The 24,973-nt window shown below is 74.5% G+C and carries 34 protein-coding genes; 18 read left to right on the forward strand and 16 right to left on the reverse strand.

All coding sequences use genetic code 11. The annotated features are described in order from the left end of the window. Window positions 1-25: 25 nt before the first annotated feature. Window positions 26-1,366, reverse strand: coding sequence for an RNA polymerase sigma factor (locus ACZ3YL_RS17985; RefSeq protein ID WP_317621239.1), 1,341 nt, complete (start codon window positions 1,364-1,366; stop codon window positions 26-28). Continuing rightward, entirely contained in the window at window positions 1,339-1,758 is a 420-nt protein-coding gene (locus ACZ3YL_RS17990; RefSeq protein WP_465658337.1) for a YciI family protein, read from the reverse strand. The genes ACZ3YL_RS17985 and ACZ3YL_RS17990 overlap by 28 nt, the downstream gene beginning before the upstream one ends. 547 nt (window positions 1,759-2,305) lie before the next feature. Between ACZ3YL_RS17990 and ACZ3YL_RS17995 the strand changes: the two genes are divergently transcribed. From ACZ3YL_RS17995 to ACZ3YL_RS18015, 5 genes are all read left to right on the forward strand, one after another. Further along, window positions 2,306-2,665, forward strand: a complete 360-nt coding sequence (locus ACZ3YL_RS17995) for a hypothetical protein (RefSeq protein ID WP_465658339.1) — start codon at window positions 2,306-2,308, stop codon at window positions 2,663-2,665. Next, window positions 2,640-3,170, forward strand: a complete 531-nt coding sequence (locus tag ACZ3YL_RS18000) for a DUF6879 family protein (RefSeq protein ID WP_465658340.1) — start codon at window positions 2,640-2,642, stop codon at window positions 3,168-3,170. The genes ACZ3YL_RS17995 and ACZ3YL_RS18000 overlap by 26 nt, the downstream gene beginning before the upstream one ends. Before the next feature lie 26 nt (window positions 3,171-3,196). Beyond that, the gene (locus ACZ3YL_RS18005) at window positions 3,197-4,045 is read left to right on the forward strand and encodes a helix-turn-helix domain-containing protein (RefSeq protein WP_465658342.1); all 849 of its coding nucleotides are present in this window, start codon (window positions 3,197-3,199) and stop codon (window positions 4,043-4,045) included. Between the two features lie 162 nt (window positions 4,046-4,207). Then, window positions 4,208-4,693, forward strand: coding sequence for a glycine-rich domain-containing protein (locus ACZ3YL_RS18010; RefSeq protein ID WP_465658344.1), 486 nt, complete (start codon window positions 4,208-4,210; stop codon window positions 4,691-4,693). Between the two features lie 63 nt (window positions 4,694-4,756). Further along, the gene (locus ACZ3YL_RS18015) at window positions 4,757-5,668 is read left to right on the forward strand and encodes a hypothetical protein (protein ID WP_465658346.1); all 912 of its coding nucleotides are present in this window, start codon (window positions 4,757-4,759) and stop codon (window positions 5,666-5,668) included. On the opposite strand, the gene ACZ3YL_RS18020 is transcribed toward ACZ3YL_RS18015, so the two are convergent. Further along, window positions 5,625-5,837, reverse strand: a complete 213-nt coding sequence (locus ACZ3YL_RS18020) for a DUF397 domain-containing protein (protein WP_465658347.1) — start codon at window positions 5,835-5,837, stop codon at window positions 5,625-5,627. The genes ACZ3YL_RS18015 and ACZ3YL_RS18020 overlap by 44 nt on opposite strands. Window positions 5,838-5,861: 24 nt before the next feature. Next, window positions 5,862-6,677 (reverse strand): helix-turn-helix domain-containing protein, encoded by an 816-nt coding sequence (locus ACZ3YL_RS18025; RefSeq protein ID WP_465658351.1) that lies wholly within the window; start codon window positions 6,675-6,677, stop codon window positions 5,862-5,864. 239 nt (window positions 6,678-6,916) lie between these two features. On the opposite strand from ACZ3YL_RS18025, the gene ACZ3YL_RS18030 reads away from it, so the two are divergent. Further along, window positions 6,917-7,351 carry an ATP-binding protein gene (locus ACZ3YL_RS18030; RefSeq protein ID WP_465658352.1) on the forward strand — a complete coding sequence of 145 codons (435 nt, stop codon included), beginning with the start codon at window positions 6,917-6,919 and terminating at the stop codon, window positions 7,349-7,351. A 96-nt stretch (window positions 7,352-7,447) separates the two neighbouring features. Here the strand turns inward: ACZ3YL_RS18030 and ACZ3YL_RS18035 are convergent, their stop codons facing one another. Beyond that, entirely contained in the window at window positions 7,448-7,792 is a 345-nt protein-coding gene (locus ACZ3YL_RS18035) for a winged helix-turn-helix domain-containing protein (RefSeq protein ID WP_188306881.1), read from the reverse strand. Next, window positions 7,789-8,235, reverse strand: coding sequence for a hypothetical protein (locus ACZ3YL_RS18040; protein WP_465658355.1), 447 nt, complete (start codon window positions 8,233-8,235; stop codon window positions 7,789-7,791). Before ACZ3YL_RS18040 ends, ACZ3YL_RS18035 begins: the two co-directional genes overlap by 4 nt. A 94-nt stretch (window positions 8,236-8,329) precedes the next feature. Here ACZ3YL_RS18040 and ACZ3YL_RS18045 point away from each other — a divergent pair, with 94 nt between their 5' ends. Both ACZ3YL_RS18045 and ACZ3YL_RS18050 read left to right on the forward strand, forming a co-directional pair. After that, window positions 8,330-8,479: a hypothetical protein gene (locus ACZ3YL_RS18045; protein WP_188306883.1), complete on the forward strand. Its 150-nt coding sequence runs from the start codon at window positions 8,330-8,332 to the stop codon at window positions 8,477-8,479. Window positions 8,480-8,516: 37 nt separating this feature from the next. After that, entirely contained in the window at window positions 8,517-8,831 is a 315-nt protein-coding gene (locus ACZ3YL_RS18050) for a hypothetical protein (RefSeq protein WP_188306884.1), read from the forward strand. Window positions 8,832-8,905: 74 nt separating this feature from the next. Here ACZ3YL_RS18050 and ACZ3YL_RS18055 read toward each other — a convergent pair whose 3' ends face one another. From ACZ3YL_RS18055 to ACZ3YL_RS18075, 5 genes are all read right to left on the reverse strand, one after another. Continuing rightward, window positions 8,906-9,259 carry a hypothetical protein gene (locus ACZ3YL_RS18055; protein WP_465658358.1) on the reverse strand — a complete coding sequence of 118 codons (354 nt, stop codon included), beginning with the start codon at window positions 9,257-9,259 and terminating at the stop codon, window positions 8,906-8,908. A 73-nt stretch (window positions 9,260-9,332) separates the two neighbouring features. Beyond that, window positions 9,333-10,157: a hypothetical protein gene (locus ACZ3YL_RS18060; protein ID WP_465658359.1), complete on the reverse strand. Its 825-nt coding sequence runs from the start codon at window positions 10,155-10,157 to the stop codon at window positions 9,333-9,335. 180 nt (window positions 10,158-10,337) lie between these two features. Next, entirely contained in the window at window positions 10,338-11,660 is a 1,323-nt protein-coding gene (locus ACZ3YL_RS18065; protein ID WP_465658363.1) for an MAB_1171c family putative transporter, read from the reverse strand. Beyond that, a complete protein-coding gene (locus ACZ3YL_RS18070) occupies window positions 11,657-12,283 on the reverse strand; it encodes a ParH-like protein (RefSeq protein WP_465658365.1) in 627 nt (208 codons plus the stop codon). The genes ACZ3YL_RS18065 and ACZ3YL_RS18070 overlap by 4 nt, the downstream gene beginning before the upstream one ends. Before the next feature lie 184 nt (window positions 12,284-12,467). Then, window positions 12,468-13,049: an XRE family transcriptional regulator gene (locus ACZ3YL_RS18075; RefSeq protein WP_465658367.1), complete on the reverse strand. Its 582-nt coding sequence runs from the start codon at window positions 13,047-13,049 to the stop codon at window positions 12,468-12,470. Between the two features lie 431 nt (window positions 13,050-13,480). On the opposite strand from ACZ3YL_RS18075, the gene ACZ3YL_RS18080 reads away from it, so the two are divergent. From ACZ3YL_RS18080 to ACZ3YL_RS18090, 3 genes are all read left to right on the forward strand, one after another. Continuing rightward, on the forward strand, window positions 13,481-14,239 hold the full coding sequence (locus ACZ3YL_RS18080; RefSeq protein ID WP_465658368.1) for a hypothetical protein: 759 nt from the start codon (window positions 13,481-13,483) through the stop codon (window positions 14,237-14,239). Between the two features lie 81 nt (window positions 14,240-14,320). Beyond that, window positions 14,321-14,743, forward strand: coding sequence for a hypothetical protein (locus ACZ3YL_RS18085; protein WP_188307556.1), 423 nt, complete (start codon window positions 14,321-14,323; stop codon window positions 14,741-14,743). 67 nt (window positions 14,744-14,810) lie between these two features. Next, a complete protein-coding gene (locus tag ACZ3YL_RS18090; protein ID WP_188307557.1) occupies window positions 14,811-15,818 on the forward strand; it encodes an aldo/keto reductase in 1,008 nt (335 codons plus the stop codon). 233 nt (window positions 15,819-16,051) lie between these two features. Here the strand turns inward: ACZ3YL_RS18090 and ACZ3YL_RS18095 are convergent, their stop codons facing one another. Continuing rightward, complete coding sequence (locus tag ACZ3YL_RS18095) at window positions 16,052-17,179, reverse strand: FAD-dependent oxidoreductase (RefSeq protein ID WP_465658373.1); 1,128 nt, start codon at window positions 17,177-17,179, stop codon at window positions 16,052-16,054. 129 nt (window positions 17,180-17,308) lie between these two features. Between ACZ3YL_RS18095 and ACZ3YL_RS18100 the strand changes: the two genes are divergently transcribed. The 3 genes from ACZ3YL_RS18100 (at window position 17,309) to ACZ3YL_RS18110 (ending at window position 18,825) form a co-directional block, all read left to right on the forward strand. Then, window positions 17,309-17,947 carry a TetR/AcrR family transcriptional regulator gene (locus ACZ3YL_RS18100; protein WP_317621312.1) on the forward strand — a complete coding sequence of 213 codons (639 nt, stop codon included), beginning with the start codon at window positions 17,309-17,311 and terminating at the stop codon, window positions 17,945-17,947. Between the two features lie 113 nt (window positions 17,948-18,060). Further along, window positions 18,061-18,246: a DUF4253 domain-containing protein gene (locus ACZ3YL_RS18105; protein WP_465658375.1), complete on the forward strand. Its 186-nt coding sequence runs from the start codon at window positions 18,061-18,063 to the stop codon at window positions 18,244-18,246. Between the two features lie 63 nt (window positions 18,247-18,309). Further along, on the forward strand, window positions 18,310-18,825 hold the full coding sequence (locus ACZ3YL_RS18110) for a hypothetical protein (RefSeq protein ID WP_188307741.1): 516 nt from the start codon (window positions 18,310-18,312) through the stop codon (window positions 18,823-18,825). 98 nt (window positions 18,826-18,923) lie between these two features. On the opposite strand, the gene ACZ3YL_RS18115 is transcribed toward ACZ3YL_RS18110, so the two are convergent. Next, a complete protein-coding gene (locus tag ACZ3YL_RS18115) occupies window positions 18,924-19,517 on the reverse strand; it encodes a hypothetical protein (protein ID WP_465658377.1) in 594 nt (197 codons plus the stop codon). A gap of 176 nt (window positions 19,518-19,693) precedes the next feature. Between ACZ3YL_RS18115 and ACZ3YL_RS18120 the strand changes: the two genes are divergently transcribed. Continuing rightward, window positions 19,694-20,023, forward strand: a complete 330-nt coding sequence (locus tag ACZ3YL_RS18120) for a DUF1330 domain-containing protein (RefSeq protein WP_188305627.1) — start codon at window positions 19,694-19,696, stop codon at window positions 20,021-20,023. Window positions 20,024-20,038: 15 nt separating this feature from the next. On the opposite strand, the gene ACZ3YL_RS18125 is transcribed toward ACZ3YL_RS18120, so the two are convergent. After that, a complete protein-coding gene (locus ACZ3YL_RS18125) occupies window positions 20,039-20,974 on the reverse strand; it encodes an NAD-dependent epimerase/dehydratase family protein (protein ID WP_465658379.1) in 936 nt (311 codons plus the stop codon). A gap of 164 nt (window positions 20,975-21,138) precedes the next feature. On the opposite strand from ACZ3YL_RS18125, the gene ACZ3YL_RS18130 reads away from it, so the two are divergent. Next, window positions 21,139-22,473 carry an ALF repeat-containing protein gene (locus ACZ3YL_RS18130; RefSeq protein ID WP_465658381.1) on the forward strand — a complete coding sequence of 445 codons (1,335 nt, stop codon included), beginning with the start codon at window positions 21,139-21,141 and terminating at the stop codon, window positions 22,471-22,473. 124 nt (window positions 22,474-22,597) lie between these two features. Here the strand turns inward: ACZ3YL_RS18130 and ACZ3YL_RS18135 are convergent, their stop codons facing one another. Then, complete coding sequence (locus ACZ3YL_RS18135) at window positions 22,598-22,873, reverse strand: hypothetical protein (protein ID WP_188305630.1); 276 nt, start codon at window positions 22,871-22,873, stop codon at window positions 22,598-22,600. Between the two features lie 38 nt (window positions 22,874-22,911). Continuing rightward, window positions 22,912-23,136, reverse strand: coding sequence for a hypothetical protein (locus ACZ3YL_RS18140; RefSeq protein ID WP_465658467.1), 225 nt, complete (start codon window positions 23,134-23,136; stop codon window positions 22,912-22,914). Window positions 23,137-23,325: 189 nt separating this feature from the next. Between ACZ3YL_RS18140 and ACZ3YL_RS18145 the strand changes: the two genes are divergently transcribed. Beyond that, window positions 23,326-24,501, forward strand: coding sequence for a peptidylprolyl isomerase (locus ACZ3YL_RS18145; protein ID WP_465658383.1), 1,176 nt, complete (start codon window positions 23,326-23,328; stop codon window positions 24,499-24,501). Further along, window positions 24,498-24,926, forward strand: a complete 429-nt coding sequence (locus tag ACZ3YL_RS18150) for a hypothetical protein (RefSeq protein ID WP_188305631.1) — start codon at window positions 24,498-24,500, stop codon at window positions 24,924-24,926. The genes ACZ3YL_RS18145 and ACZ3YL_RS18150 overlap by 4 nt, the downstream gene beginning before the upstream one ends. The last annotated feature ends 47 nt before the right edge of the window (window positions 24,927-24,973 follow it).

Here is a 24,973-nt window from a genome sequence, read left to right on the forward strand (position 1 = left end):
GAGCGTCGGAGGCGGGGCCGTACGGTCACCCTGCGTTGTCGAGCGCGGCCGCCTTGCGCAGCAGCACCGCCCGCTCCCGGGCGTTGCGGCACAGTCGGGCGGCCAGTTCCAGCTCGGCCCGGGCCTCGGTGCTGCGGCCGAGCCGGGCCAGCAGTTCGCCGCGCACCCCCGGCAGCAGGTGCGAGCCGGACAGGCGGCCGGAGACGGCCAGATCGTCGACCAGGGACAGCGCCGGCAGCGGCCCCTCGGCCATCGCGACGGCCACCGCCCGGTTGAGCTCGACCACCGGGGACGGCGCCACCCGGCCCAGCGCCTCGTACAGCAGCACGATCCGCTCCCAGTCGGTGTCCGCCACCGAGGGCGCCGCCGCGTGGCAGGCGCCGATCGCGGCCTGCAGGCCGTACGGGCCCAGGCCCCGCCCCAGGGCCGCGGCCCGGCCCAGGGCGGCCAGGGCGCGGCGGATCGCGGAGTGGTCCCAGCGGCGCCGGTCCTGGTCCTCCAGGAGCACCGCCTCCCCGTCCGGCCCGGTGCGGGCCGGGAAGCGCGAGGCGGTCAGCTCGAACAGGGCGAGCTGCCCGTGCACCTCCGGTTCGTCGGGCAGCAGGGCGGCCAGCATCCGGGCCAGCCGGACGGCCTCGTAGGCGAGGTCGGGGCGCAGCAGGTCCTCGCCGGCCGTCGCCGTCGAGCCCTCCGTGAAGATCACGTACAGCACGCTCAGGACGGCGCCCAGCCGGGTGCGCCGCTCCTGCGGGGGCGGCAGCTCGAACGGGACGTGCGCGGCGGCGATGGTCTTCTTGGCGCGGGTGATCCGGGCCTGCACGGTGGGCACCGGCACCAGGAACGCCCGGGCGATCTCCTCGCTGGACAGGCCGCCCACCACGCGCAGGGTGAGCGCCACCCGGGCCTCGGGGGAGAGCACCGGGTGGCAGGCGGTGAACATCAGGGCGAGGACGTCGTCGTCGACCCGGTCCGGATCGAACGGCAGGTCCGGCTGCGGCGCCGGGGTGCCCGCCGCGCCGGTGCTGAACTCGCCCTCGGCGAGCGGGCCCGCGAGCGCGGTGTAGCGCTCGTCCAGCGCCGAGGCGCGGCGGAAGGCGTCGACGGCCCGGCGCCGGGCGGTGGTCAGCAGCCAGCCCACCGGGCTGGCCGGGGCGCCGTCGCGCGCCCAACCGACCAGGGCCTCCGCCAGCGCCTCCTGGGCGACGTCCTCGGCGAGGGCGAAGTCCCCGGTGTAGCGGGCCAGCGCGCCCACGATCCGCGCGGACTCGATCCGCCAGACGGCCTCGACGGCCCGCCGGGCGGCCTCGGCGCCCGGCGGACCGTCGGTGGCTGCGGGCATCAGAGCTGGCCGGTCCGCTCGCGCCACGCCCGCTCCTTGACGATCCACTCGTTGTCCTGCGGGAACTCCTCGATGCCCGGTACCCGGCGCACCTCGCACTTGGAACCGGGCAGCGCCGGCAGCCGCTTGGCCCACTCCACGGCCTCCTCCTTCGAGGCGACGTCGATCAGGTAGAAGCCGCCGAACAGCTCCTTCGTCTCCCCGTACGGGCCGTCGGTGACCACCGGCGTCTCCCCGTCGAAGTCGACCACCACGCCCTGCGACGGGTCGTCCAGCCCCTCGGCGGCCACCAGCACGCCCGCCCGGATCAGCTCCTCGTTGAAGCGGCCCACGGTCTCGAGCATCTCCTCGAACGGCGTCTCCATCATCTTCGCCATGGACTCGTCCGTGCCCCGCATGATCAGCATGTACTTCGCCATCTCAACCTCCTCCACGGGGGGCCGCCTGCCGACCCTCTCCAACCCAAGGTCGAACGGCGCGGCGCCGGATCGACACGGTGAACGAAGACGGACGATATTCCCTCCCGCCGACACCCCCCGGCCGCCCCGCCGCCGGCCCCCGGACACCCCGCGCGCGCTGCGGGCGGGCCGGCCAGCGGGCGGCGGGCCCGCGCCCAGGGCTGCGGGCCCGCGCCCAGGGCTGCGGGCCCGCCCCCGAACACCCCACCAACGTGCGGGCGGCCCGGCCTGGAACGGCCCAGCCGCCCGGGGAAGCAGCGAGGGGATTGATGCAAGAACCGATCAATGATCAAGAGGGGCGGGCCCCGCGCCCCGCGCCCCGCGCCCGGGGTCGCGGGCCCGCCTAGAACACCCACCCACCCCCTCTTCGTCCAGGAAGCGCAAGACAGCGGCGGCCCCGGCCAAGGTTGGCCGGGGCCGCCGAAGCAATGACAGGGCGCCAGGGCGGTTCTCTGCGCAGAAGGTCGGCTTTCGAGAGTCCTTGGAAGCCGGCACCGTCCACGACGTTATGTATCTGTCCGACTACGGTGAGCTCTTGACGGTTCGCCTGCCCTCCGCAAGGGTTCGGGTGCAACTGTGCGCAACCGGCTTGATGCGGGAGGACACCATGGAGTTGGATTTCATCGGGATCGATCCCGAGACCGGCAAGGACGGCTCGCCGACCGTGTGGGTGGACCACGCGCGGCGAGAGATCGTGATCCAGGGCTGGCAGGCCCTGGAAGAGCTGTTGGCCACGATCCGTGGGACCTCATGGGCGCCCGGCCACACTCCGGGCGTTCCCGAGGGTGAGATCGTGAACCGGATCCCGGCGCGGATGGTGCCGATCCTGAGGGAGGCCTGCGATGTGGTCGAACGTGCCGGACTTTGATCAACTCCTGCACTCCGCGCAGCACTCGGCGCTCCATCTGGAGATGCGCGACGTCTACGGAGTTCCGGACGAGACGTCGGCCGTCGAACGGTTCCGGGCGACGGGGGAGTCCGACCTGGACCCGGACTCGGAGTACTGGCACGAGTGGACAGCCATGGTGCGCGGGGCGACGATGCGGGGCGTCGTCGTCCGTCGGGCCCGGATCGTCTCCGAGCCGGTCACCCTCTACACCCGCTACCTGCACGCCATCACCCCGGTCAACATCGAGGCCGGTGAAGACGTCCGTTGGCTTCCTCGCCACCGCGCTTCCGACTTGGCGCTGCCCGGCAATGACTTCTGGGTGTTCGACGGTCATGCCGTCCGCTTCAACCACTTCACCGGTGACGGCGATTGGGCCGAGCCGCGCACCACCTACACCGAGGACGCCGACGTGGCGAAGCTCTGCGTCGCCGCGTTCGAAGCGGTGTGGGAGCGCGCGACCCCGCACGACCGCTACACCGTCTGAGCGTCGAGGCGCCGAGCAGACAGCCCATGGCCGTGTCCCCCTCGTCCAGCGCCCAGGCGGCCCGGGCCGCCGTGGCCACCCGTCTGCGCGACCTGATGCTGGACGCCCGGATCGACGGCAAGGAACTCTCCGCCCGGTGCCAGTGGCACCCGTCGAAGACCTCGCGCATCCTGAGCGGAAAGTCCACGCCCGCCGAGGACGACATCCGCTCATGGTGTGCGGCGTGCGGCGCTGACGACCAGGCCGCGGACCTGATCGCCGCCTCGCGTGCGGTGGAGTCGATGTACCAGGAGTGGCGCAAGCTCCACCGCAACGGAATGCGCCAGGTCCAGGAAGAGTCCCTGGCCCAGTACACGACTACTGCGACGTGCCGGGCCTACGTCTCGAACGTCGTGCCCGGCTTCCTCCAGACCGAGGCGTACGCGACCGCCCTCCTGCGCAGCATCACCACCTTTCAGGGCACGCCGGACGACGTCGCCGACGCGGTGGCGGCCCGGTTGGAGCGCGGCCGGCTGTTGCGCGAGGGCAACCACCGCTTCGTCGTCCTGGCCGAAGAGGCGGTCCTGCGCTACCGCATCGGCGACCCGGAGACCATGGCCGGCCAACTCGGCCACCTGCTCGCGGTGATACCGCTGCCGTCCGTCTCCCTCGGCATCATCCCGTTCTCCGCGCAGCGCCGCATCTGGCCGTTGGAGGCGTTCTACCTGTTCGATGGTCAGGAGGCGTCGGTCGAGACGCTGACTGCGGAGATCAACGTCGTTCAGCCGCGCGAACTCGCGGACTACCACCGGGCCTTCGCCGAGCTGACCGGGATGGCGGTCTATGGAGCCTCGGCCCGTGCGCTGATCACCTCCGCGATCGCCGCGCTCGGCTGATGGCCCGCAATCAGCCGCAATCGCGTTGAGTGTCCGAGCGCTCACTCCCTACCGTCGAATCATCGCCCGGCGTGCCGCACTCGCGACTCTCCGGAGCCGGGCGGCGATCCCCGGTCGTACATCCCTCCGCGCGACCGGCCGAATCGATCGAGGGAGCACAGCATGAGCCCCGTGAGTACGGAACGGATCACCGGACGAACCCTGGTCGGCGACGCCCTGTTCGGGCGCTTGGCCCACCGGGTTGCTCACGACCAGGACTTGGAGTCGAGGCTCGGGGAGCGGATCGTGGACCAGGCGCTCGCGTTCCTCGGTACCTGTGCCGCGAACCCCGGTGCCCGGCTGACGCCGTCCCGGCTGGTCGACCACGGCTGGCACGCCTTCCTGGCGTACACCCGTGAGTACGCCGCGTTCTGTGACCGCGTCGCGGGCAGGTTCCTCCACCACAACCCGGAGGACGGCGACGGCCCGCTGAAGAGTACGGGCGTCGCCGCCACCATGGCGGCGCTCACGGCGGCCGGCTACCAGGTGGACGCCGAGCTGTGGGCCATGTCCGCCGACTGCTCCGAAGGCAGCGGGGGTGACGGCTCCGACAGCAGCGGAAGCGGCAACTGTTCGCAGTGCCACCAGGGTTGCCACAACTCCAACTGACCACCGGCCGGGGGCGGACGGCGAGAGCGTCGTCCGCCCCCGGCCCGACCGCTAGGAAACGCCATGCGCCACCAGTGGGCCGACCTGCCTGCCGAAGTCCGTGACCTGATCGGCGGGCGCTGCGGCACCGTCACCGGGGTGACGGTGCCGCACGCCGGGGAGGTGGCCGAGTTCGCCGCCGCCCTGGAAACCGGCACGGGCCGCCTGTTCGTGAAGGCCGCGCGGCTGGACAGTCCGAACCTGTGGATGGCCCGCAAGGAAGCCCAGGCCGCACCGGCGGTGAAGGGGATCGGTGCGGCCCTGCTGTGGCGGGAGGAGGCCGGCGGATGGCTGGTCACCGCCTTCGAACACGTGCCTGGGCGGCACGCCGACCTGTCCCCGGGGTCGTCCGACCTGCCAATGATCGCCGGAACGCTGACCGGCCTCGCCGACCGGCTGACCCCGGCGCCTGCGCTGAAGACGTTCAGTCTCGCGCAGCGGTGGGCCGGTTCGGCGTTGTGGCCCGAGGTCGCGGCTGCCGACGGCCTGACGCCGTGGCAGGCCGCACACCTGGACGATCTCAGAGTGCTGGAGAGCCGGGCGTCGGAAGTAGTCGCGGGTGACACACTGGCCCACACCGACATGACCGGGTCGAACATCCTGGTCGACGGCGCCCGGGTACGGGTCGTCGACTGGTCATGGCCGGCTCCGGCCGCCGCCTGGGTCGACACCGCCTCGCTGGTTCCCCGCCTGATCGCCGCCGGCCACACCGCCGCGCGGGCGCACCGCTGGGCGATGACGGTCCCGCCCTACGCCGCCGCCGATCCCGCGAACGTGGCCGCCCTGGCGGCCGTGGTCGCCGCCCGCTGGCGGCTGCGCGCGATCCGGGACGGGGGAGCGTGGGCCGCACTGTCGACGGCCGCCGAGACGTGGGTCGCCGAGCTGCTGCCGGTCAGCGATTGCCAGGGAAGTCTCCCGCGCGAACAGCGGCGATGAACGCCGTCCAGGCATCGGCGGTGAAGAGGAGGGCAGGCCCCTGAGGGTCCTTGGAGTCGCGGACCGGAAGCATCCCCGGGTACCCGTCCGCGACTTCGACGCAGGCCCCGGTCTCCCCGCTGAACGAGCTCTTCCGCCAGTTCGCACCACTGAGATCGGGAGTGGACACCGTCAGTACCTCCGGTTGACACAGCTACAGCTCTCGTATGACCCGGGTGAGCAGGTCGAGGCTCTCGGAGGAACTCAACACACTCGAACGCAACGAGTCGAAGGTGAGCGTATAGGCAGATGTCTCCTCAGGTTCCTCCATATAGATCATGCCTGCCTGGTGCTCCACGCACGCCACATCGGAGAAGGCCGCCGTGGAGAAGCTGAAGAGTACGAACGAGCCCATGATCCCGGCATGGGCTCCCGCGCTGAACGGCAGCACCTGCAGCTCGATGTTCGGGCGATTGCCCAACTCCCGCAGATGGTCCAACTGTTTCCGCAGGACGTCCACGCCACCCACATGCCCTCGAAGCGCGGCTTCTCCCAGGATCACGCTGAACCGCGGGGGTTCAGCACGATCCAGCACCTTCTGCCGCTCCAGGCGAACTGCCACGAGCTCGTCGATGCGCTCCTGGGGGATGTCGAACGGTGATGCCCGGTACACGGCTCGCGCGTAGTCCGCCGTCTGCAACAGCCCCGCCACCATCATCGGCTGGAACGAGCGGATGTGGCTGGCGCTCTCCTCGTAGTCGATGTAATCGACGTACGACGGTGGCGTGATGTCGAATCGCTGCGCCCAACCGCGTTCGGAGCACGAGCGGTTGAGCGCGACCACTTCCTCCACGTAAACCGGATCGTCCACCCCGTAGAACGTCAGCAGATCCCGCAACTCACTGCTGGAGACCGGCAACCAGGCGTTCTCGACCCGACTGATCTTGGATCGATGGCAGTCGATGCGCAGCGCAGCTTCATCCGGAGTCTTGCCTGCGGCCTCCCGGTGGCGGATGAGCAAGCTCGCCACGCGGCGACGGCGGACCGATGGCCGTGGTTGGCCCATGTGATCAACTCCAGGTGAGGGAAGCGGAACTGATGTCAGATTACTCGTGAATCAAGATCGGAAAATGTTCCGCAGGGAAATATTGCTAACGATCTTTCGCTGGGCGCATGCTACTCACGGTCGATGAAGTGAACACTCTCTGCGATCGACCGTCGGGCATTCCTTTGCCCCGATCCCCAACCCCCATCGGAGGTCACTCCGCCATGCCTGAAACCGACGCGCCCGCCAGCCCCGGCGCCCGGGGCTGCTGGTTCCCGCGCTCCCGCCGCTCCCCCTTTCTCGCGCGGCGGATGCTGCGCGAGCTGCTCGCCACGATGCCGGACGGCGACCGCTACTCCGAGGTCGGCGAGTTGCTCACCTCGGAGCTGGTGGGCAACGCGGTCCTGTACTCGGGCCTGCCCGGGAGGCTGATCTGGGTCTCCTTCGACGTGAACGCCACCCGGCTGCGCATCGAGGTGCACGACGCCGGCGACCGGTCGCCCGTTCCCCAGCAGCCCGACCCCACCGCCACGCGCGGACGCGGCCTGCTCCTGGTGGAGGCCCTCGCCACCACCTGGGGGCACTTCCCGCGTCCGAGCGGGGTCGGCAAGGTGGTCTGGTGCGAGTGTGTACCGGCGCCGTTCGGTGTGAAGGCGTGAGTGCGTGAACGCGATATGCCCGAGGGCGGGGCCGTGGCATCCACGCCCCTGCCCTCGGTATAGGAAGTCGGACCGGCCGACTTCCCGTGTAAGTGGTCAGCCCTGGGTCGTCTCCCGATCCAGGGCGGCGCCGAGGGCGGTGGCGTCGGCGGCGATGCGCTGGAGTTCGGCGAGGTGGGAGGCCAGGGCCCGGCGGCCTTCGGGGGTCAGGCGCAGCCAGGTGCGGGGCCGCTTGCCCACGTAGCCGCGGCGGATTGTGAGGTAGGAGGCGGCCTCCAGGGTGGCGGCCACCTTGCTCAGCGCCGACTCGGAGACTCCGCAGCCCTCCCGTACGGCGCGGAACTCCGCCTCGGCGCAGCCGGAGAGGAAGGCGACGACGGCCAGGCGGGTGGGCTGGTGGATCAGCTCGTCGAAGGCCGGGACCGGCGGGTCGGGGGTCATGAGGCGTCCGCCCGCGCGCGCTCGCGGTGCAGTACCAGCAGGTGGGTGAGGCCGCCGGTGACGCCGAGGGCGAGCAGGAACCCGGCCGGGCCGAACAGCAGGGCGAGCGCCCCGGCCGCGGCCGGCGGCAGCAGGTGGGCCGCCGCGGCCGGGTACGCCGGGGTGGGGACGATGCCGGGCCGGTGCTCGATCCGGTGGCTGACCACGACGTGGCCCACCAGGAGCAGCGCCGCGACCAGTTGCAGGAGCGCGGCCGGCAGCCGGAGCCGCTGCGGCAGCAGGACCGACAGGCCGATCGCGGTGAACCCGGCCCCGAACAGGCCGGCGGCCGTGACCGGGTACCAGCCCGGCCACGGGTCGGGGCGCCGGGCCGCCGCCCGGGCCCGGGCCGCGGTGCGCAAGGACGCGAGGGCGTCCTCGGGGGCGATGTCGTGAACGGTCACCTGGTGCTCCAACTCCCCCCTCCGAGAAGGCTGCTGACAGCACCGGAGATCCTGGCATTTACTTTCCCGTCAGGCAAGTACTAGCGTGATGGGCATGTGCAAGGGGGAGGCCGGCGTACCGCTGTGCCGGGCGGTCGCGGGTTTCGCGCCGGCACCCGGCCTGCCGCGCCGGACGGCCCGCCGCGAGTCCGGCTCCACCCTCTCCGAACGCGAGCGCAAGCGCCTGGCCAAGAGCGCCTACTGACCCCGAACCGAAGCAAAGAAGAAAAAGAGGAACCACCATGCTCAGCCCGCTCTCCGGCCCGTCGAATCCGGCCGACCTCGAACCGCTCAAGGCCGCCCTGCGCGCCGCCCTGGACACCGCCGACCAGGTCGAACAGGTCGGACTGCGCCGGGCCCTGCGGATCGTCGAGGACTTCGTCCCGCCCGCCGCCCCGACCCCGGTGGACTGGGCCCGCGCCGTCCTGGCGCACGCCGGGATCGACCCCCGCACCGCCGAGGTCAAGGCCGTCCGGGAGCTGCGCCGCGCGCACGCCGGCCTCAGCCTCAGGGACGCGGTCGCGCTGGTCCGGCTGGTCGTCACGCACTCCGGCTGACGGCTGACGGCTGACGGCCGGCGACCGACCGCAGACGGCTGCGGCCAAGGCCCAGCCCGTACGCGGGCGCGCCGTCACCCGCCCTCGGAGCGGACCGGGCCGCCGCGGGCGCAGGCCAGCACCGCGGTGGCCGAGGCGTCGAGGAAGAGCACGAACGCCCAAGCTCCATCCGCCGTCACGATCCTGCCGGGGCGCACGGGTTCGTCTCCTGCCCGTTCGAGGATCCGGAGGGCCTCGGTGACGCCGAGGGTCGGGACCCCGCGTCTGCGGGCGTTCCGGAGCCGGCGTGCGTAGACGCCGAAGTGATGCCTGGCGGGGAGCGGACGGTCCCAGACGTCGAAGGTGCCTCCGGCGAGGAGGGCTTCGCGTGCGGGGGCGCAGGCCGGCGTCTGGTCGGTGAGCATCCGGGCGAGGTCCTCGCGTTCCATGCGCCGGATCCTGCCGGGTGCCGCCCGGCGGGCCAACCGGATTTCCCGGCGGCCCGGGCCCGGCGGCAGCCGCTCACGGCTGGGCGAGGTAGCCGGCGACGAAGGCGTCCAGGTCGGTGAGGGCGGCCGCGAGGTCGGCGCTGGAGAGCTGCTTGGCGGCGGCGCCGGTGGCCAGCAGGTGGCCCAGGGCGGCCTGGCAGGTGGCGACGGGGGAGGCGGACGCCGGGAGGGTGCAGCTGATCTCCTGGGCGGGGCCTGCGGGGGACTGGAAGGTGACCAGGGCGACCGTGCGGTTCGGGCCGCCGGTGGTCGCCAGGTTGGGTTCACGGGTGTTCGCCGGGACGCCGACGGCGGCCGGCAGCAGGCCCGGGGTCCGGGTGGGGACGGGGTGCACCAGGGTGGCCGGCAGCCGGGCCGGGGCGTTGCAGGTGTTCGGGGCGGCCCCGGCCGCGGGGAGCAGGCCGCAGGCCAGGTCGACCTCGGTCTGCGCGCCGCCGCTGACGAAGACGGCCTGCACCACCGCGTCGAAGCGGGTGCCCGCCGGGTCGGCGGCCGGGGCGCCGGGGTGGACGTAGGCCTGCTGGCCGCCGTCCCCGGCGAAGAACACCGCGTCGCAGGTCCAGTCGGCGGGCGCGACCAGGAAGTGCGCCTCGCCCGGGTAGCGGGCCCCGTACACCGCCGCCGTCGCCGGCACGCTCACCCCGTCCGGCACCGGCACCGAGGCCGGCACGGCGCCCGGCGGCGGCCCCGGAACACCGGCCTGCGCCGGACAGGCCCGCACCGGCACACTCCCGACGGCGGACGCCACCCCCGCCCCGGGCACCACCGCCCCACCCACGCCCAACAGCACCGCCGCCGCCAGAGCCCTCAGCCGGCGCCCACCGGATGCGCCACCCATGCTCCACCTCCAGGCACGTGCTGGAGACCCCTGGGGTCCGTCTTCGAACTCCCACCAGGCTAGGACCGGCCCCCGCGCTCCCGCTTGCGGGAGCCGCCGGTGCGCGCTTCTACCGTGGGCGCCGTGATCGACCCCGCGCCGGGCGACGACGGGCCGGCCCGGGCGCCGGCTGACGGCGGCTCACGGCAGGGCCCCCTCGACCCGGGCCGCCCGGGCCGCCCGGGCCGCCCGGGCCCGTTCGGCGCGGGCGCGGGTGCGGACCTCGGCGACGGCCGGGCAGGTGGCGTAGACGCGGGCCAGGTGGGCGAGGTGGTCGGCCTCGCCGTCCATGGTGTCCGTGCCGTCCGGCCCCGCCGTCGTGTCCCCGGCGGCGGTCCCCGTGCCCCCGCTGGTCGCGACGGGCACGGCGCCGGCCGCCGCCAGCTCCAGGGCGGCGGCCAGCGCCGCCGCCTCGGCGGTGGCGCCGGCGTGGGCGGAGGACGGCGGGAAGCGGAGGGTGGCGCGGTCGAGCCACTGCGCGGCACGCGGGTCCAGGTGCTGGCGCAGGATCAGCCGGGCGTCGTGGATCTCGATGATCCGCCGGTAGAGCGCGAACCGCGGGTCGCGCGGGGGCAGCGGCAGGCGGCGGGCCGGGTCGAGGGCGATCTCCGGCAGCACGGTGTGCAGGTCGCGCCAGAGCGGCGTCAGGGCCCGGTAGCGGCGGTGGGCGCGCAGCCAGCCCCGTACCGCCCCGGCCGCGGCGGGCCACAGGGTGCTGCCCAGGCCCGCCGCGATCAGCGCCGCGCACAGCCCGCCCAGGACGGCGCACAGCGTGTCCTCGGGGCCGTCCTGGCTGCCGGTGACGGCCGCGCGCAGGACGTCGTCCATGCTCCAGGCGTTCCACAGCAGCCCGGCCACCAGCCCGCCGGTCAGCAGCCGCAGCCCGGTGCCCGGCCGCCCGGAGCCGACCGCGCGGGTGCGCCGCACCAGTTCGCGCAGCAGCGCGGTGAGGCACACGGTGGTGTGGAGCATGCCCACGGCGGTGTACCCGGCCAGCGCCAGGCGCGCGGACAGTTCGGGCCCGACGGTCAGGTCCTCGCCCGCCAGGCCCGGCGCGGCGGCGCTGATCAGCGCCAGCCGCAGGCCCAGCACCCCGGCCAGCAGGGCCAGTCCGCCCCGGGCCTCGCGCCGTACGGGCTCGGCGCCCTTCCCGGCGGTCCCGGTGTGCCCGGCCTGCCCCGCGTCGGCCGCCCGCAGGGCCGGCGCGAGCAGCCGCATCGCCGCGGCGGCGCCGTCGCGCAGCCCGTCGCCGAGCACGATCAGCAGCACCGCCAGCGCCGGGACCCCGGTGCCCTGGACGGCCCGTACGGTCGGCGGGGCGAGCGCCAGCAGGGCGGCGCCCAGCAGGGCCGTGCCGTAGCAGGTGTAGCGGGCGGCGGCGCGGGAGTCGATCCGGCTGCGGGCGAAGTGGGCGGAGCTCAGCACGAAGAACAGTCCGACGGGGTAGAGGGCGAGATCGCTCACGCCCGGCCCGCCTTCGGCCCCGCGCCGGGCTCCGCGCCGGGCCCCGCCTTCGGCCCCGCGCCGGGCTCCGCGCCGGGCCCCGCCTTCGGCCCCGCCCCGGGGTCGTCGTCCGTGGAGCCGGGCCCCGCCGCGGGCCGCGCCGCGCCGCCCTGCTGCCCGGCCGCCAGCAGGGCGCCCAGCGCGTCCAGCGACCCGTGGGCCGGCGCCGGCCCGGGCTGGTCGGCGGCGTCCGCCCGTTCCGCCCGGCTGAGGATCAGCGAGGCCAGCAACTCCGCCTCCCGCTCCTGCGGTTCGTCGTAGCTGGTGCGCCCCAGCACCCGCTGCACCAGCGCGGGGGAGAGGTTGGGCAGCAGTGCGGCGGCCGGGGCCAGCGGCGCGGAGCCGGCGTGGTCGAGCAGCAGGTGCGCGATCTCGTGCACCAGGATGTGCCGCTGGTGCAGCGCCCCGGTGTCCGCCGCGTACAGGATGTAGTCCGCCTCCAGGGTGGAGACCAGCAGCCCGCAGGGGGCGTTCGGACGAGCCGGCACCGGCAGCAGTTCGATCGGGCGCCCGCGCCGCGCGGCCAGCCGCTCCAGCAGCACCGCCGGGTCGAACGGGCTTGGCAGCTCCAGCTGTTCGGCCATCCGGCGACAGCGCCGCAGCGTGGTCCGGTAGCCCCGGCCACCCCGTAAGTCACCCCACAAGCCGAGCTCCCCTCACCGCTCCACCCCTACGGTTCCACCCGCCGGCGCGTCCGCACGCGCGTCCGGCGGTCCTGTCGCCCCGCGGTCCGGCGGCCCCGCTGCTTCCCGGGCCCCGGCCCCGCGTTCAGGGCGTGGGGCGTTTGCGCGCCGCGTCCCGGCGGGCGATCACGTCGACCAGCTCGCTGACGGTGTCCAGGCCCTCCGGCGACAGGCCCACCACCCGCAGCGCCAGGCTGCGCACGCCCGCGTCGCGCAGCGCGCCGAGCAGGGCCAGCTCCTTGGCGATCTCGGCGCCCTGCCGCTCGTCGAAGAAGTACGCGGGCGGGACCTGGAAGAACTGGGCCAGCGCCTCCAGGTGGCGCTTGGTCGGGTTGTCCCGGCGCCCGGTGCGCAACTGCCACAGGTAGGTGGTGGAGAAGGACTCCCCGGTCGCCTCGCGGCAGGCCCGGGCCACCTCCTCGTTGGTGTACTGCTCGCGGTCGGGGCGGCGGACGGTGTGGAACAGCGCCTCGATCCGGGCTGCCAGGCCGCCGGCCTCGGCGCTCGCCGGGCCGCCGCCGTCCCTGTCCCTGTCGCCGTTCCCGCCGGCGTCCGCTTCACCGGGTCCGGGTTCGTCGCCGGGCTCCCGCCCGTCCGGGCGCGCGTCCGGCTCCGGTGGCGCACCCTCCGGTCCCACCTGGACGCCGTCCCCCGTCGACTCCGTCATGCCCCACCTTCCTCACGCCCGGGCCCTCCGCGCCGCGACCTCGACGGACGGACAGGGCCGGCCAGGTCACGATAGCCGAACGGCATCAGCTGGCGTGGATCCGAAGATACCCGCAATCAACGCCAGTTGACCCGCGTAGCGTCGGCTGACATCCTGGACGAGCAGGCCCACAGGCGCCGCCCATGCGATCCGACGCACCATCACATTCCGTCGTTCCGGCAGCACTTGACGTTTTCCACCGGACCGCCCGAACGACCTCGGCGCCCCGGACGCAAGGGCCGACTCCCGTGAGACCGCACGGCGTTGACGCCCCAGGCCCGGGCACCCGCACCACGCCCACCCCGCCGTGCCGCACCGCCGTACCGCCGCCCGGCGGGGACGGGCCCGACCGGCCGCACCCCCCGACGGCACGACGCGAGAAGGGGGCACCCGTGGACACCACGCCACGCGGGCACACCGCAGCGCCGGAACAGGCGTCACCGCGCACGCCGCCGCAACCACCGCGCACACCGCCGCAACCGCCGCCACCCGCCGCCCCGCAGACCGTACGACTGGCCTTCCTCTGGCGCGCCGCCGGCGCACCCCTCGGCTGCCTCCTCGCCCTCGCCATGGGCATCGTGCTCGCCCGGACCGGCGTCGCCGGCCGCCTCGGCGCCGTCCCCGCCCTCCTGCTGTCCGGCACCGCCGTCCTCGGCATCGCCCTGCCCGTCCCCTACGGCTTCTGGCTGCGCGCCGACGCCCAAGGCCTCACCCTGGTACGGGCCTTCCTCCCGCGCCGCTACCGCTGGCAGGACATCGCCGGACTCACCATGGAGACCGACGAGGACCCCGACTCCGGCGCCGCCCGGCTCGTCCTCCTGCTGCGCCTGGTCCCCGCCCGGACCGTCCGGACCGCCCGCACGGCCCGGACGGTCCGGGCGGCCCCCGCCGCCACCCCAGTGCGTACCGAACGCCGGGACCGCGTCCACGGACCGGTCATCGGCGCCCTCGGCACCACCGCCGACGGACTGCCACGCGGCACTGAACCCCGCCACCTCGCCGAACTGTTCGACCTGCTGCGCCGCCACGGCATCCCGCTGGAGGACCGGCGCTACGCGGACCTCGTCCTCACCGCCCACGGCTACCCGGCGCTCGCCCACACCGCCGGGCCCACCGCCGGGCCCACCGCCCCCCGGTCACCCTCCGTCTGATCCCCGGCACGCCCCGCATCCGTTGACCCCGACGAGGGGCGCGCCCGCCGGACGGCGCGCCGCGAGGGCGGGAGGGCGAACGTGCTCAGGTTCCACGGCGCTTGGCGGATCACCGTGGTCGGCCGCACCACCGACTACGACCAACGGGCGGTCGTCCGCGGACCGTACGGCACCCAGGTGCTCCCCGGCCGTCCCGGCGCCGTCCTGGAGGTCGACGCCGACAGCTGGACCCTCACCCTCGAACACCACCCCCGCAGCCACGGCTGGCAGCCCAACCTGCGCACCACCCCCGGGCCGCTCACCGAACGCGACGGCATCCGCAGCCGGCTGCTCACCAGCAACGACCGCCACCGGCCGGGCAAGCCGCGCGACTACGTCAACTTCGTCCTGCGGCTGGAGCAGGCGGTGGAGCCGGCTGTACCGGGCGCACCGGGTAGTGCCGGGGCGGCGGCCCGCTGCCCGTTCGCGCCGCCGGGACCGACCGGCAGCGCCGCCGGCCGCTGACACCCCGCCACCAGGACTCCCCTAGGGTCGCAGGTGAGCACCATCGCGCCGCCCGAGGAGAACCATCATGCCGACCGACCCCGCCACCGCAGCCGCCCCCCAGGCCCCCGCCCGCCCGCAGCCCGCGCGCCTGGGCCTGGGCACCGCGGCGGTCGGCCGGCCCGGCTACATCACCCTCGGGCGCGCGGCCGACCTGCCCGCCGAACGCACCGTCGAGGCCCTGCGCCGGCGCACCCACGCCCTGCTCGACGCCGCCTACGCGGCCGGCGTGCGCTACCTCGACACCGCCCGCTCCTACGGCCGCGCCGAGGAGTTCCTCGCCCAGTGGCTCGCCGAACACCCCGAGGCCGCCGCCGAGGTCACGGTCGGCAGCAAGTGGGGCTACACCTACACGGCCGACTGGCGCACCACCGGCGTCAGCGCGCACGAGGTCAAGGAGCACTCGACGGCGGTGTACGACCGTCAGATCCGCGAGACCCGCGCCCTGCTCGGCCCCCGCCTGGACGTCTACCTGGTCCACTCGGTCACCGCCGACAGCCCCGCCCTCACCGACCCCGCCCTGCACGAGCGCCTGGCCGCGCTCGCCGCCGAGGGCGTCCGGGTCGGCCTGTCCACCAGCGGCCCCACCCAGGCCGACACCATCCGCCGGGCCCAGGCCGTCACCGTGGACGGCCACCCGCTGTTCACCGCCGTCCAGGCCACCTGGAACCTGCTGGAGACCTCCGCCGCCCCCGCCCTCGCCGAGGCCCACCAGGCGGGCTGGCTCGTCGTGGTCAAGGAGGGCATGGCCAACGGCCGCCTCGCCGGCCGCAACGCCACCGGCCCCGACACCGCCCCGCTGCGCACCCTCGCCACCCGCACCGCCGCCACCCCCGACGCCCTCGCGCTGGCCGCAGCCGCCGCCCAGCCCTGGGCCGACGTCGTCCTCTCCGGCGCCGCCACCCTCGACCAGCTCACCTCCAACCTCGCCGCGGACCGCCTCCGGCCCACCCCGCAGGACCTCGCCGCCCTGGCCCCGATGGCCGAACCCGCCGACGCCTACTGGCGCACCCGCTCCTCCCTGCCCTGGGCCTGAGGCCTCGCCACCCGGTCACCGGGGGGGGGGGGGGGGGGGCGGTGGGCCGGCCGCTCGGTGGGTCGTCACGGGGAGCAGGCGGGCGTGCTGTTCGTCGTGGAGCCGAGGTGTCGAGATGGTGGGCGGGCCCGTGGGCGACGCCGGTTGTGCTGCCCCGGCCGGGCCTGCCGGGCTTACGGGGTACGCGCTCGTCCCTGGCCGCCGCCCCGGGCCGGCCGGTTCAGCCCGCCGTCTCAGCCCGCCGTCGCGGGGACGAGGTGGTCGAGCCCCCGCGCGCTGCCCGTCGCGGCCTCGGTCGAGCGCGGCAGCATGACGTCCTCGTAGGCGCGGACGGCCTCGTCGATGTCGGGGCCGGCCGTGAGGGCGTGGGCGAGGTCGGCGCCGTCGAGCATGGCGAGGTTGGCGCCGAGGCCGACCGGGGGCATCAGGTGGGCGGCGTCGCCGAGCAGGGTGAGGCCGGGGACGTGCTGCCAGGTGTGCGGGGCGGGCAGGACGAACAGGGGGCGGTTGACGAAGCCGTGGTCGCCGTCGCGCAGGAGGGAGCGCAGGCTCTCGTCCCAGCCCTCGAACATCCCGAGCAGGTGCGCGCGTACGGCCGTCCGGTCGGCGAGGTCGACGCCGGCGGCCCGGTGCCAGTCCCGGGGGGCGCGGAAGGCGATGTAGGCGCGGATGTGGCCGTTGCTGTTGCGCTGGGCGACGAGGGAGCGGCCGGTGCCCTTGGCCAGCAGTGACCCGTTGCCGACCAGCCGGGCGAGGTCGGGGTGGCGGGTGTCGCAGTGGTCGAACCCGGTCTCGACGAAGGTGACGCCGGTGTAGCCGGGCACGGCGTGCGACAGGGCCGGGCGTACGCGGGACCAGGCGCCGTCGGCGCCGACCACCAGGTCGAAGTCCTCGGCGGTGCCGTCGGCGAAGTGCAACCGGGCGGTGCCGTCCGGCTGCGGGGCGACTCCGGTGACGGCGCGGTCCCACTGCACGGTGCCTTCGGTGAGCGAGTCCAGGAGCAGGCCGCGCAGTTGGCCCCGGTCGATCTCCGGCCGGCCGCCGTCGCCGCCGTCGTCGTCCGGGGAGGGCGGCTGGTGGTTCAGGAGGGCGCCGGTGGCGGGGTCGAGCACGCGCCACTCGTCGCCCTCGGGGCGGGCGAGGGCGTGGAAGCGGTCGAGCAGGCCCGCCGCGCGCAGGGCGGCCTGGCCGGTGTCGGCGTGCATGTCGAGGGTGCCGCCCTGGGGCCGGGCGTCGGCGGAGGCCTCGCGTTCGAAGACGGTGACGCGGCGGCCGTGCCGCTGGAGGACGCGGGCGCAGGTGAGGCCGCCGAGGCCGGCCCCGACGATCGCGATGCGGGGTTCACGGGCTGCAGGGTTCACGGGAGTTCCCTCCGGGAGATGGGTGGGCCGCCGGGGACGGCACGGCGACACCACCAAGAAAGCACACTCGCTCAATAAGTGCAATGACTACACTTTCACAGTGACTTCACTCCGGGATATGGTGGACGGGTGACCGAAGCGACCACACCGACCGAAGCGACCGCACCGCCCGTGCGGACCGCACCGCCCGGGCGCCGCGAGCGCAAGAAGGCCCAGACCCGTCAGGCCCTGGCCGACGCCGCCCTCGAACTCTTCCTCGAACACGGCTACGACCAGGTCGGCGTCAAAGACGTCGCCGACCGCGCCGACGTCTCGGTGACCACGCTGTTCAAGCACTTCCCCGGCAAGGAGGCCCTGCTCTTCGACCAGGAGGACGACCTCGAGGCGGCCCTCGTCGCCGCCGTGCGCGAGCGCCCCCCGGGCCGGTCGATCCCGCAGGCCCTGCGCGAACACCTCCTGCGGGGCCAGGCCCAGTACGCCGTCCACACCGTGCACCCGCAGTTCGCCGACTTCACCCGCCTCGTCCAGGACACCCCCGCACTGCGCGACTACGCCCACCGCATGTGGACCCGCCACGAGGCCGCCCTGGCGAAGGCCATCGCCGAAGCCACGGGCGCACCCCAGGACGACATCGGCTGCGCCGCCCTGGCCCGCTTCGCCCTGGAGGCCCGCAGCCTCATCCTGAGCGCCCCCGACCCGCGCCGGGCCGCCGACGAGGCCTTCGCCCTGCTCGAACACGGCTGGGCCGCCACCCATCCGGGCAGCTGATCCCCGGCCGCCGCGCGGTTCGGCCGGTGTGCACCACCTCGCGCTCCCAGGCCTCCCGCGGCTGGGTGTGCAGCCGCCGGCAGTGCCCCGCGATGACGTCGGGATCGAAGGCCGTGCCCGGAGCGACCGGCCCGGCCACGGCCACGGTCACGCTCGCCGCGTGGACGCCCGAGGCGCTGCCGCCGGCCGCCGAACACGCCGCTTTCCGCCCCGACCGGATCCACCGGGGCGCCGGCAGTCTCACCGCCTACGCCGAGCAGTCGGCCGGCTCCCACCAGGGGCACTTCTGGTGGGACTGAACGCCCCGGACCCCGGGGACCCACCCTGGAGCGGGTGCACGAACACGATGGGAGCGGCGAGAGTTGGCTGAGTGGATCGACAGACTGGTGGCCGCGAGGACCGACGACCACCGTTCGGACCCCGGCTCCGTGCTCTCGGCGCCTCCGGGACTTCGGCCGCCGGCCGATGCGAGCCGGATCTCGGAACTCGAAGGGTGGCTGCGGCAGCCGATCGAGCCGGGCTACCGCGAATTCCTGGAGTTCTCCGACGGAATGGACAACTTCCGCTCCGGCATGCCCCTCCTGGGGTGGCGGGACTGGCCGTCCGGGGACGCGCTCGCCCGGGCGCTGCGTTTCCGCGAGATCGTCACCGGCATCGACGTCCACATCGACGAAGGCCTGACGGAGGACGCCGTGCTGGCGCCGGTATCGGTGAACGGCGACGGCACGGCGGGGATCTTCATGGTGTGGGACGACGGATCGCCGGACAGGCGGTACTTCTGGGTCGGCAACGGCGATGCCGCCTTCTTCTCGACGCTGTCCGAGGTCTTCGACGTCGCTTCGGGCGTCAGGTCGTGGAGTGAGTTCTCGACCCGGTGAGTTCTCGACCCGACGAGGCCGAGCGCCGAGGACCGGCGGGCCGAGGAGCTGAGCCCCGGGCAGCCGGTCCGGCCGCCCGGGGCTCAGGTGTGCGGGGCTCAGGTGTGCGGGGAGGTCGGGCCGAGGGTGATGACCGGGCCGAGGGGGCGGCAGCCGGCGTAGGTGATGGCCTGGCCGGGTGGGCAGGGGGTGTCGGTGCGGACCGGTGGGATGGCGGGCGGGGTCGGCCGGGGCGGGACCGTCGGGTCGAAGAGCGGGTTCGTGGCGGGGGCCGGGGCCTGCTTGCCGGCGGGCTGCTTCGCCGCCGGAGCCGCCGGGGTGTTCGTGGCGCGCGGGCGGGCCGGGGGCGGCGTGGTGGCGGGGGCGTCGCGGGTGGCCGCGGGTTCGGGCGCGGCCTGGGTCTCGTCGGCGACCGGGGCGGCCGTGGGCGTGTCGGTGGGGAGCGCAGGCGGGGCCGGCGTCTCGGCGGACGGCGAGGCGGTGGGTGAGGCGGTGGGCGACGCGGACGGCGAGGCCGCCGGGGAGGGGGTCGACGTGGCCGCCGGGGCGCTGCCCGCCGAGCCCGTGAGCAGCAGTGCCCCGCCGAGTCCGGCCGCGCCGAGGGCGCACGCGCCCGCCGCGACGGCGAGGGCCCGTCGGCGCCGCGTCGTCGTTCTGCCGTCCTGCGGGCCGTCCTCCGTGCTCTCCGGCATCCGCCCCACCCCCTTCGTGTCGATCAAGTATTCGAGCCGGGCGGATGCTACACGAACCGTCAGGGGCGTACGTACGTCACACCTACCGATGCGTGACGGATTCGCCCGGACCCTGCCGCGCCCTACCGTCGGAGGCGTCAACAGAGCGCCCCTCCGACACGCACCGGGAGCAGCAGATGTCCGCCTTCGCCCTCGCCCAGGTCCACTCCGCCGAGATGTGCCCCGACATCGTCGAGTACCTGGAGCGGATCGACGCCACGCTCGATGACTTCGGTGGGCGGTTCGTCGTCCACGGGGGCACGTTCGAGAACCCGGAGGGGAGTTGGGGGCCGCTCGGGCTGATCCTGATCGAGTTCCCGGACTACGAGCGGGCCCGTGCCTGGTACGACTCGCCCGCGTACCGGGAGATCCTGCCGCTGCGCACCCGGCACATGGTGGCCGATGTGATCATCGCGGAAGGGGTGCCGGCCGGGTACCGGGGTGCGGACGGCCTCACGGGGCACTGAGCCCCGAGAGGGGGGTCAGGACCGCTCGCGCCACCAGGCGACGGTGGTCGCGAGCTGCTCCTCCAGCGGGGTCGCGCGGACGGTGAAGGCGGCCTCGTAGGCGGTGGAGTCCATGACGAACGGGCGGTCGAACTGGTAGCGGACCTCGCGCAGTTCGCGCAGCAGCGGGGAGAGGAGCCCGCCCACGGCGAGCAGGGCGGGGGAGAGGCGGCGCACCGTGACCGGGGCGGTGCCGGCCTCGGCGGCGAGGCGGTCGAGCATGGTGCGGGCCGGCAGGGCGGGGGCGCTGGGAACGTGCCAGGCCCGGCCCCAGGCGCTCTCCTCACCGGCGAGTTCGGCCATGGCGCGGGCGACGTCGGGCAGGTAGGTCCAGCTGTGCGGGGTGTCCGGGTCGCCGAGGACGGAGACCGGACGGCCCGTCAGCAGGGCGGGCAGAGCGCGGGAGGCGAGGTGGCCGCCGTCGGTGACGCCGGGGCCGAAGAAGTCGGAGGCCCGCACCTCGACGGCGCGGATCCGCCCGGCCTCGTGCAGGGCCCGGGCCTGTTCCCAGGCGGCGGCCCGGACCCGGCCCTTGGGGCCGGTGGCGGCGAGCGGCAGGTCCTCGGTCATCGGGCCCTCGACCGGGCCGTAGCCGTACAGGTTGCCGAGCATCACCAGTACGGCGCCGCTGTCCTCGGCGGCCGCGCACAGCGAGGAGGCGAGCGCGGGCCACTTCCCGGCCCACTGGGGCAGCGGGGGTGCGGCGCAGCCGTGGATGGCGACGGCGCCGCGCGCGGCCTGGGCCAGGGCGACAGGGCCGCTCGCGTCCAGGGCGAGGTGTTCGACGCCGTCGGCGGGGGCGGCGGGGTGTTCGGTGCGGGTGACGACCCGGACCTCGTGGCCCTGTTCGGCCAGCAGGCGGGCGGTGGCGGCCCCGGCGGGCCCGTGTCCGATGACCACATGGAAGCTCACCCGCCCCACCCTAGGGGGTGCCGCCGACAGCGGTGACGCGGTGTCGGACCGGTCCGGACGGGCCCCGGGGAGGGCCGGCAAATATGAAGGTATGGCGGTAGTAAAAGAGGATCTATGCTGTCGGGCGTTCAAGATACCTCCACAGGAAAAACAGGTTTCCCTGCATGAAGCTGCCCCGGGTGTCCGCTGTCGTCGCCGCCGCAGTCCTGGCCCCCGCCGTGCTGTTCCCCTCGTCGGCCTTCGCCGCCGACGTCCCCCAGCCCGCCGGGGTCTCCGGCCCTGACACCGCCTCCGGCTCCGTGCCGGACGCCGCCCCCGGCGACGGCGTCGAACACCTCGCCCTGGACGCGAGCGACCCCGAGGGGCAGGAGCAGCGCGACCGCGCCGAGATCCAGAAGATCCTCGCCGACCCGAACACCGGCCCGGGCGTGCGTGCGGCGGCCGAGAAGGCCCTCAAGGGCGGCGCCGCCGAGCTGCGCCACTTCCTCCAGGTCGACCTGGCCAAGAACCGCATGGACGACCTGCGGGTGAAGGTCAGCCAGGCCCTGGACCAGGGCGGGCCGGCCGTGCGCGCGGCGGCCAACAAGACACTGGACGCCGGCGGCGAGGCGGCGCTGCTGAAGTTCTTCGCGGAGGACCTGCCGGCCGCCCAGGCCGAGGACGCGGACCGTGCCGAGATCCAGAAGATCCTGGCCGACCCGAACACCGGCCCGGGCGTGCGTGCGGCGGCCGAGAAGGCCCTCAAGGGCGGCGCCGCCGAGCTGCGCCACTTCCTCCAGGTCGACCTGGCCAAGAACCGCGGCGACGACAACCGGGTGAAGGTCTCCCAACTGCTGGCCACCGGCGGGCGCGAGGTGCGCGAGGGCGCCGCCAAGGCGCTGGACGGCAGCGACGCGGAGGTCGCGAAGTGGCTCGCGGAGGGCTGGCCCAAGGCCCAGGCCTCGGACGACCGCGTCGCGGTGTTCGTCGCCCTGTCCGACAAGAACACCGGCCCGCACACCATCGAGGCCGCCGGGAAGGCGCTCAGCGGCACCCCGGCCGACGTCGCCCAGTTCCTGCGCGACCTGCCCAAGCTGCGCGCCACGGACAACCGGGTCAAGGTCTCCCAGCTGATCGAGACCGGCGGCCCGGCCGTGCGCGCCGCGGCCGGCAAGGCGATCGAGGGCAGCGACGCCGACGTCGCGAAGTTCCTCGCCGAGGGCTGGGCCACCGCCCGCGCCGCGGACGAGGCCGCCGCGAACAAGCCGGCCGACCAGCCCGCCGGGCAGCAGGACCAGGGCGCCCAGCAGCCGCAGACCGTCCAGCCGGCCGCCCTGACCAAGACCGACGGCACCACCACCGGCACCACCACCGGCACCGGGACCACCGCCACCGCCACCGGCTCGCTCGCCGCCACCGGCACCGAGGGCCTGGGCTGGGAGGCCGGCGGCGCCGCCGCGGCCCTGGCCGCGGGAGCGGCACTGGTCGCGGTCTCCCGCCGCCGCTCCGCCCGGAGCTGACCCGCCCGGAGCTGACACGTCCAGAGCTGACAGCCGGCGCTGGCATCTCCAGTGCTGACCCCCGGTCGCGTCCCCGGCCGCCGTGCACCCCACGGCGGCCGGGGACGCGCCGCGTTCCGAGGTGTCAGCGTTCGGTGAACCGGCGCGCCAACTGCTCGTGCCACCGCGCCGCGTTGGTGCCGTCCAGCTGCCCTTCGAAGGCCCGCCGGGCGGCGGCCACCAGCTCCTCACGGGATCCCGTGGCGCGGTAGCCGATCGCGGCGTCGTACACCGCCAACAGCGCGTCGTCGGTCTCGCAGTCCAGCCCCAGGCAGCTCACCACCCCGCGCCCGGCCGCGGCGTCGGCCAGCGCCGCCTCGAACACGCGCCGCAGCCGCCGCTCCTCCGCCCCGTCCGTCACCGCTCAGCCCCCGTCCCCGTCCCCGTCATCGCTCAGCCTCAGTCCCCGCCGCCCTCGCCGCTGTTGCTCCTGCCCAGAAGCCACCGCTCCCGCCGTTCCCGCCGCCGGCGGCGCTGCTCCGCGCTGCGCAGCAGGTCGCCCGCGGCGAGCGTCACCGCCGCGACCGCGCGCACCCAGCGCGGCCCGCCGCGCTCGGCCCACACCACGCACCCGCACCCGGCGAGCACCAGCACCAGCACCGCGACCAGCACCGCTCCGACCATCACGGTCACCACCTTTTCCCTCGCTGCTTTCGGCCGTGCATCCTCCCGTCCCTGATCTTGCAGGGTATCCCCGGCTTCAGCCGGGGGAGGGAATGCATCCTTGGCCCGGAGCCGCGAAGCGGCGGAGTCCTCTGCGTTGTCAGTGGCGTGTACCAGCTTGATCACGTCGGCCGTAAGGGGGTGGGCCGGGTGATCCGTGCGTACAAGTTCCTCATCAGGCCCACCGTGGGCCAGGCGCAGGCGCTCGCCGAGATGCTGCGGGATCACTGCTCGCTCTACAACGGCGCGCTCCAGGAACGCCGCGACGCCTACCGGCATCCGTCGAAGACGTCGATCAGGTACGGGCAGCAGTCCGCGCAGCTCAAGGAGATCCGGACGTTCGACCCGGAGCGGCAGGGCCGCTGGTCGTTCTCCTCGCAGCAGGCCACGCTGCGCCGTCTGGACAAGGCGTTCGCGGCCTTCTTCCGCCGGGCCAAGTCCGGCGAGACGCCCGGCTACCCCCGGTTCCGTGGGGTGAACTGGTTCGACACGGTGGACTTCCCCAAGGACGGCGACGGCTGCCGCTGGGACTCCACCCCGCGCGACCCGGTCACCCGCGTCCGCTTCCAAGGCGTCGGGCACGTCACGGCGGAGAGCCGGCCCAGCCAGGAAGTCTTCCACTGCGTGGTCTGCGGCCATCGGGCGCACGCCGACACAGGGGGAGCCGTCAACGTCCTACGGGTCGGGCCGGCCCGTCGCGACGCCCGCAAGGGTCAGCGAGAAGCCCCGGCTTCAGCCGGGGGAGGAGTCACGTGCCAGGATGCCCCTCTGTATACCGAACAAGGACGACAAGAGGAGTCACCCGTGGCCAACGCCCGGTTCGCCACCCTGCACACCACCGCGGGCCCGATCCGGCTGGAACTGTTCCCGTTCCACGCGCCGAAGACGGTCCGCAACTTCGTCGAACTCGCCGAGGGCGCCCGGGAGTACACCGACCCGCGGACCGGGGAGCCGGGCAGCGGCCCGTACTACGACGGCACGGTGTTCCACCGGGTGATCAAGGGCTTCATGATCCAGGGCGGCGACCCGACCGGCACCGGCGCCGGCGGCCCGGGCTACGCCTTCGCGGACGAGTTCCACCCGGAGCTGTTCTTCACCAAGCCGTACCTGCTGGCGATGGCCAACTCCGGCCCGGGGACGAACGGTTCGCAGTTCTTCATCACGGTGGGCACCCCCACCCACCTCAACCGCAAGCACATCATCTTCGGGCAGGTCGCCGACGCCGCCTCCAAGGCCGTGGTGGACGCGATCGCCGCCGCCCCCACCGAGGACGAGCGCCCGGTGGCGGACGTGGTGGTCGACTCGGTCGAGATCACGTACGCATGACGTCCGGGCCGCAGGCCTTCCCGCCCCGCCCGGTGCGCGGAGTGCGCGCCCGCTACGTCTTCCAGAGCGGCTGCCCGAGTGCCGTCGCGGACGCCACGGTCGACTTCGAGCCGTGGGAGGAGGGCGTGCACCTGGAGTCCGCCCGCGACGCCACCGTGTACGGCGGCCCGGTGCCGGCGGAGGAACTGGCCCGCTACCACGGCGCCCTGGTGGAGGGCGTGCGCGCCGAGCTGGCCGAGCAACTGCCCGGTGCGGTGGCGGCGTTGGCGATCGTCGTGCACCGCACCGTGGTGCACGACACGGACACCAGCGAGTACGCGTACCGCAGGGCCGGCCGGGTGGCGGTGCGCGAGGTGCTCGCCGTCCTGGACGGCGACGCGCCGAGCCGCCGCCCGAAGGATCACGGGCGACGGCAACGGAACTGACGATCCGTCATTCACCTCGGATGGGGATCGCTCCGGTATCCGCGCGG

This window comes from Kitasatospora sp. NPDC023176 (assembly GCF_055560495.1).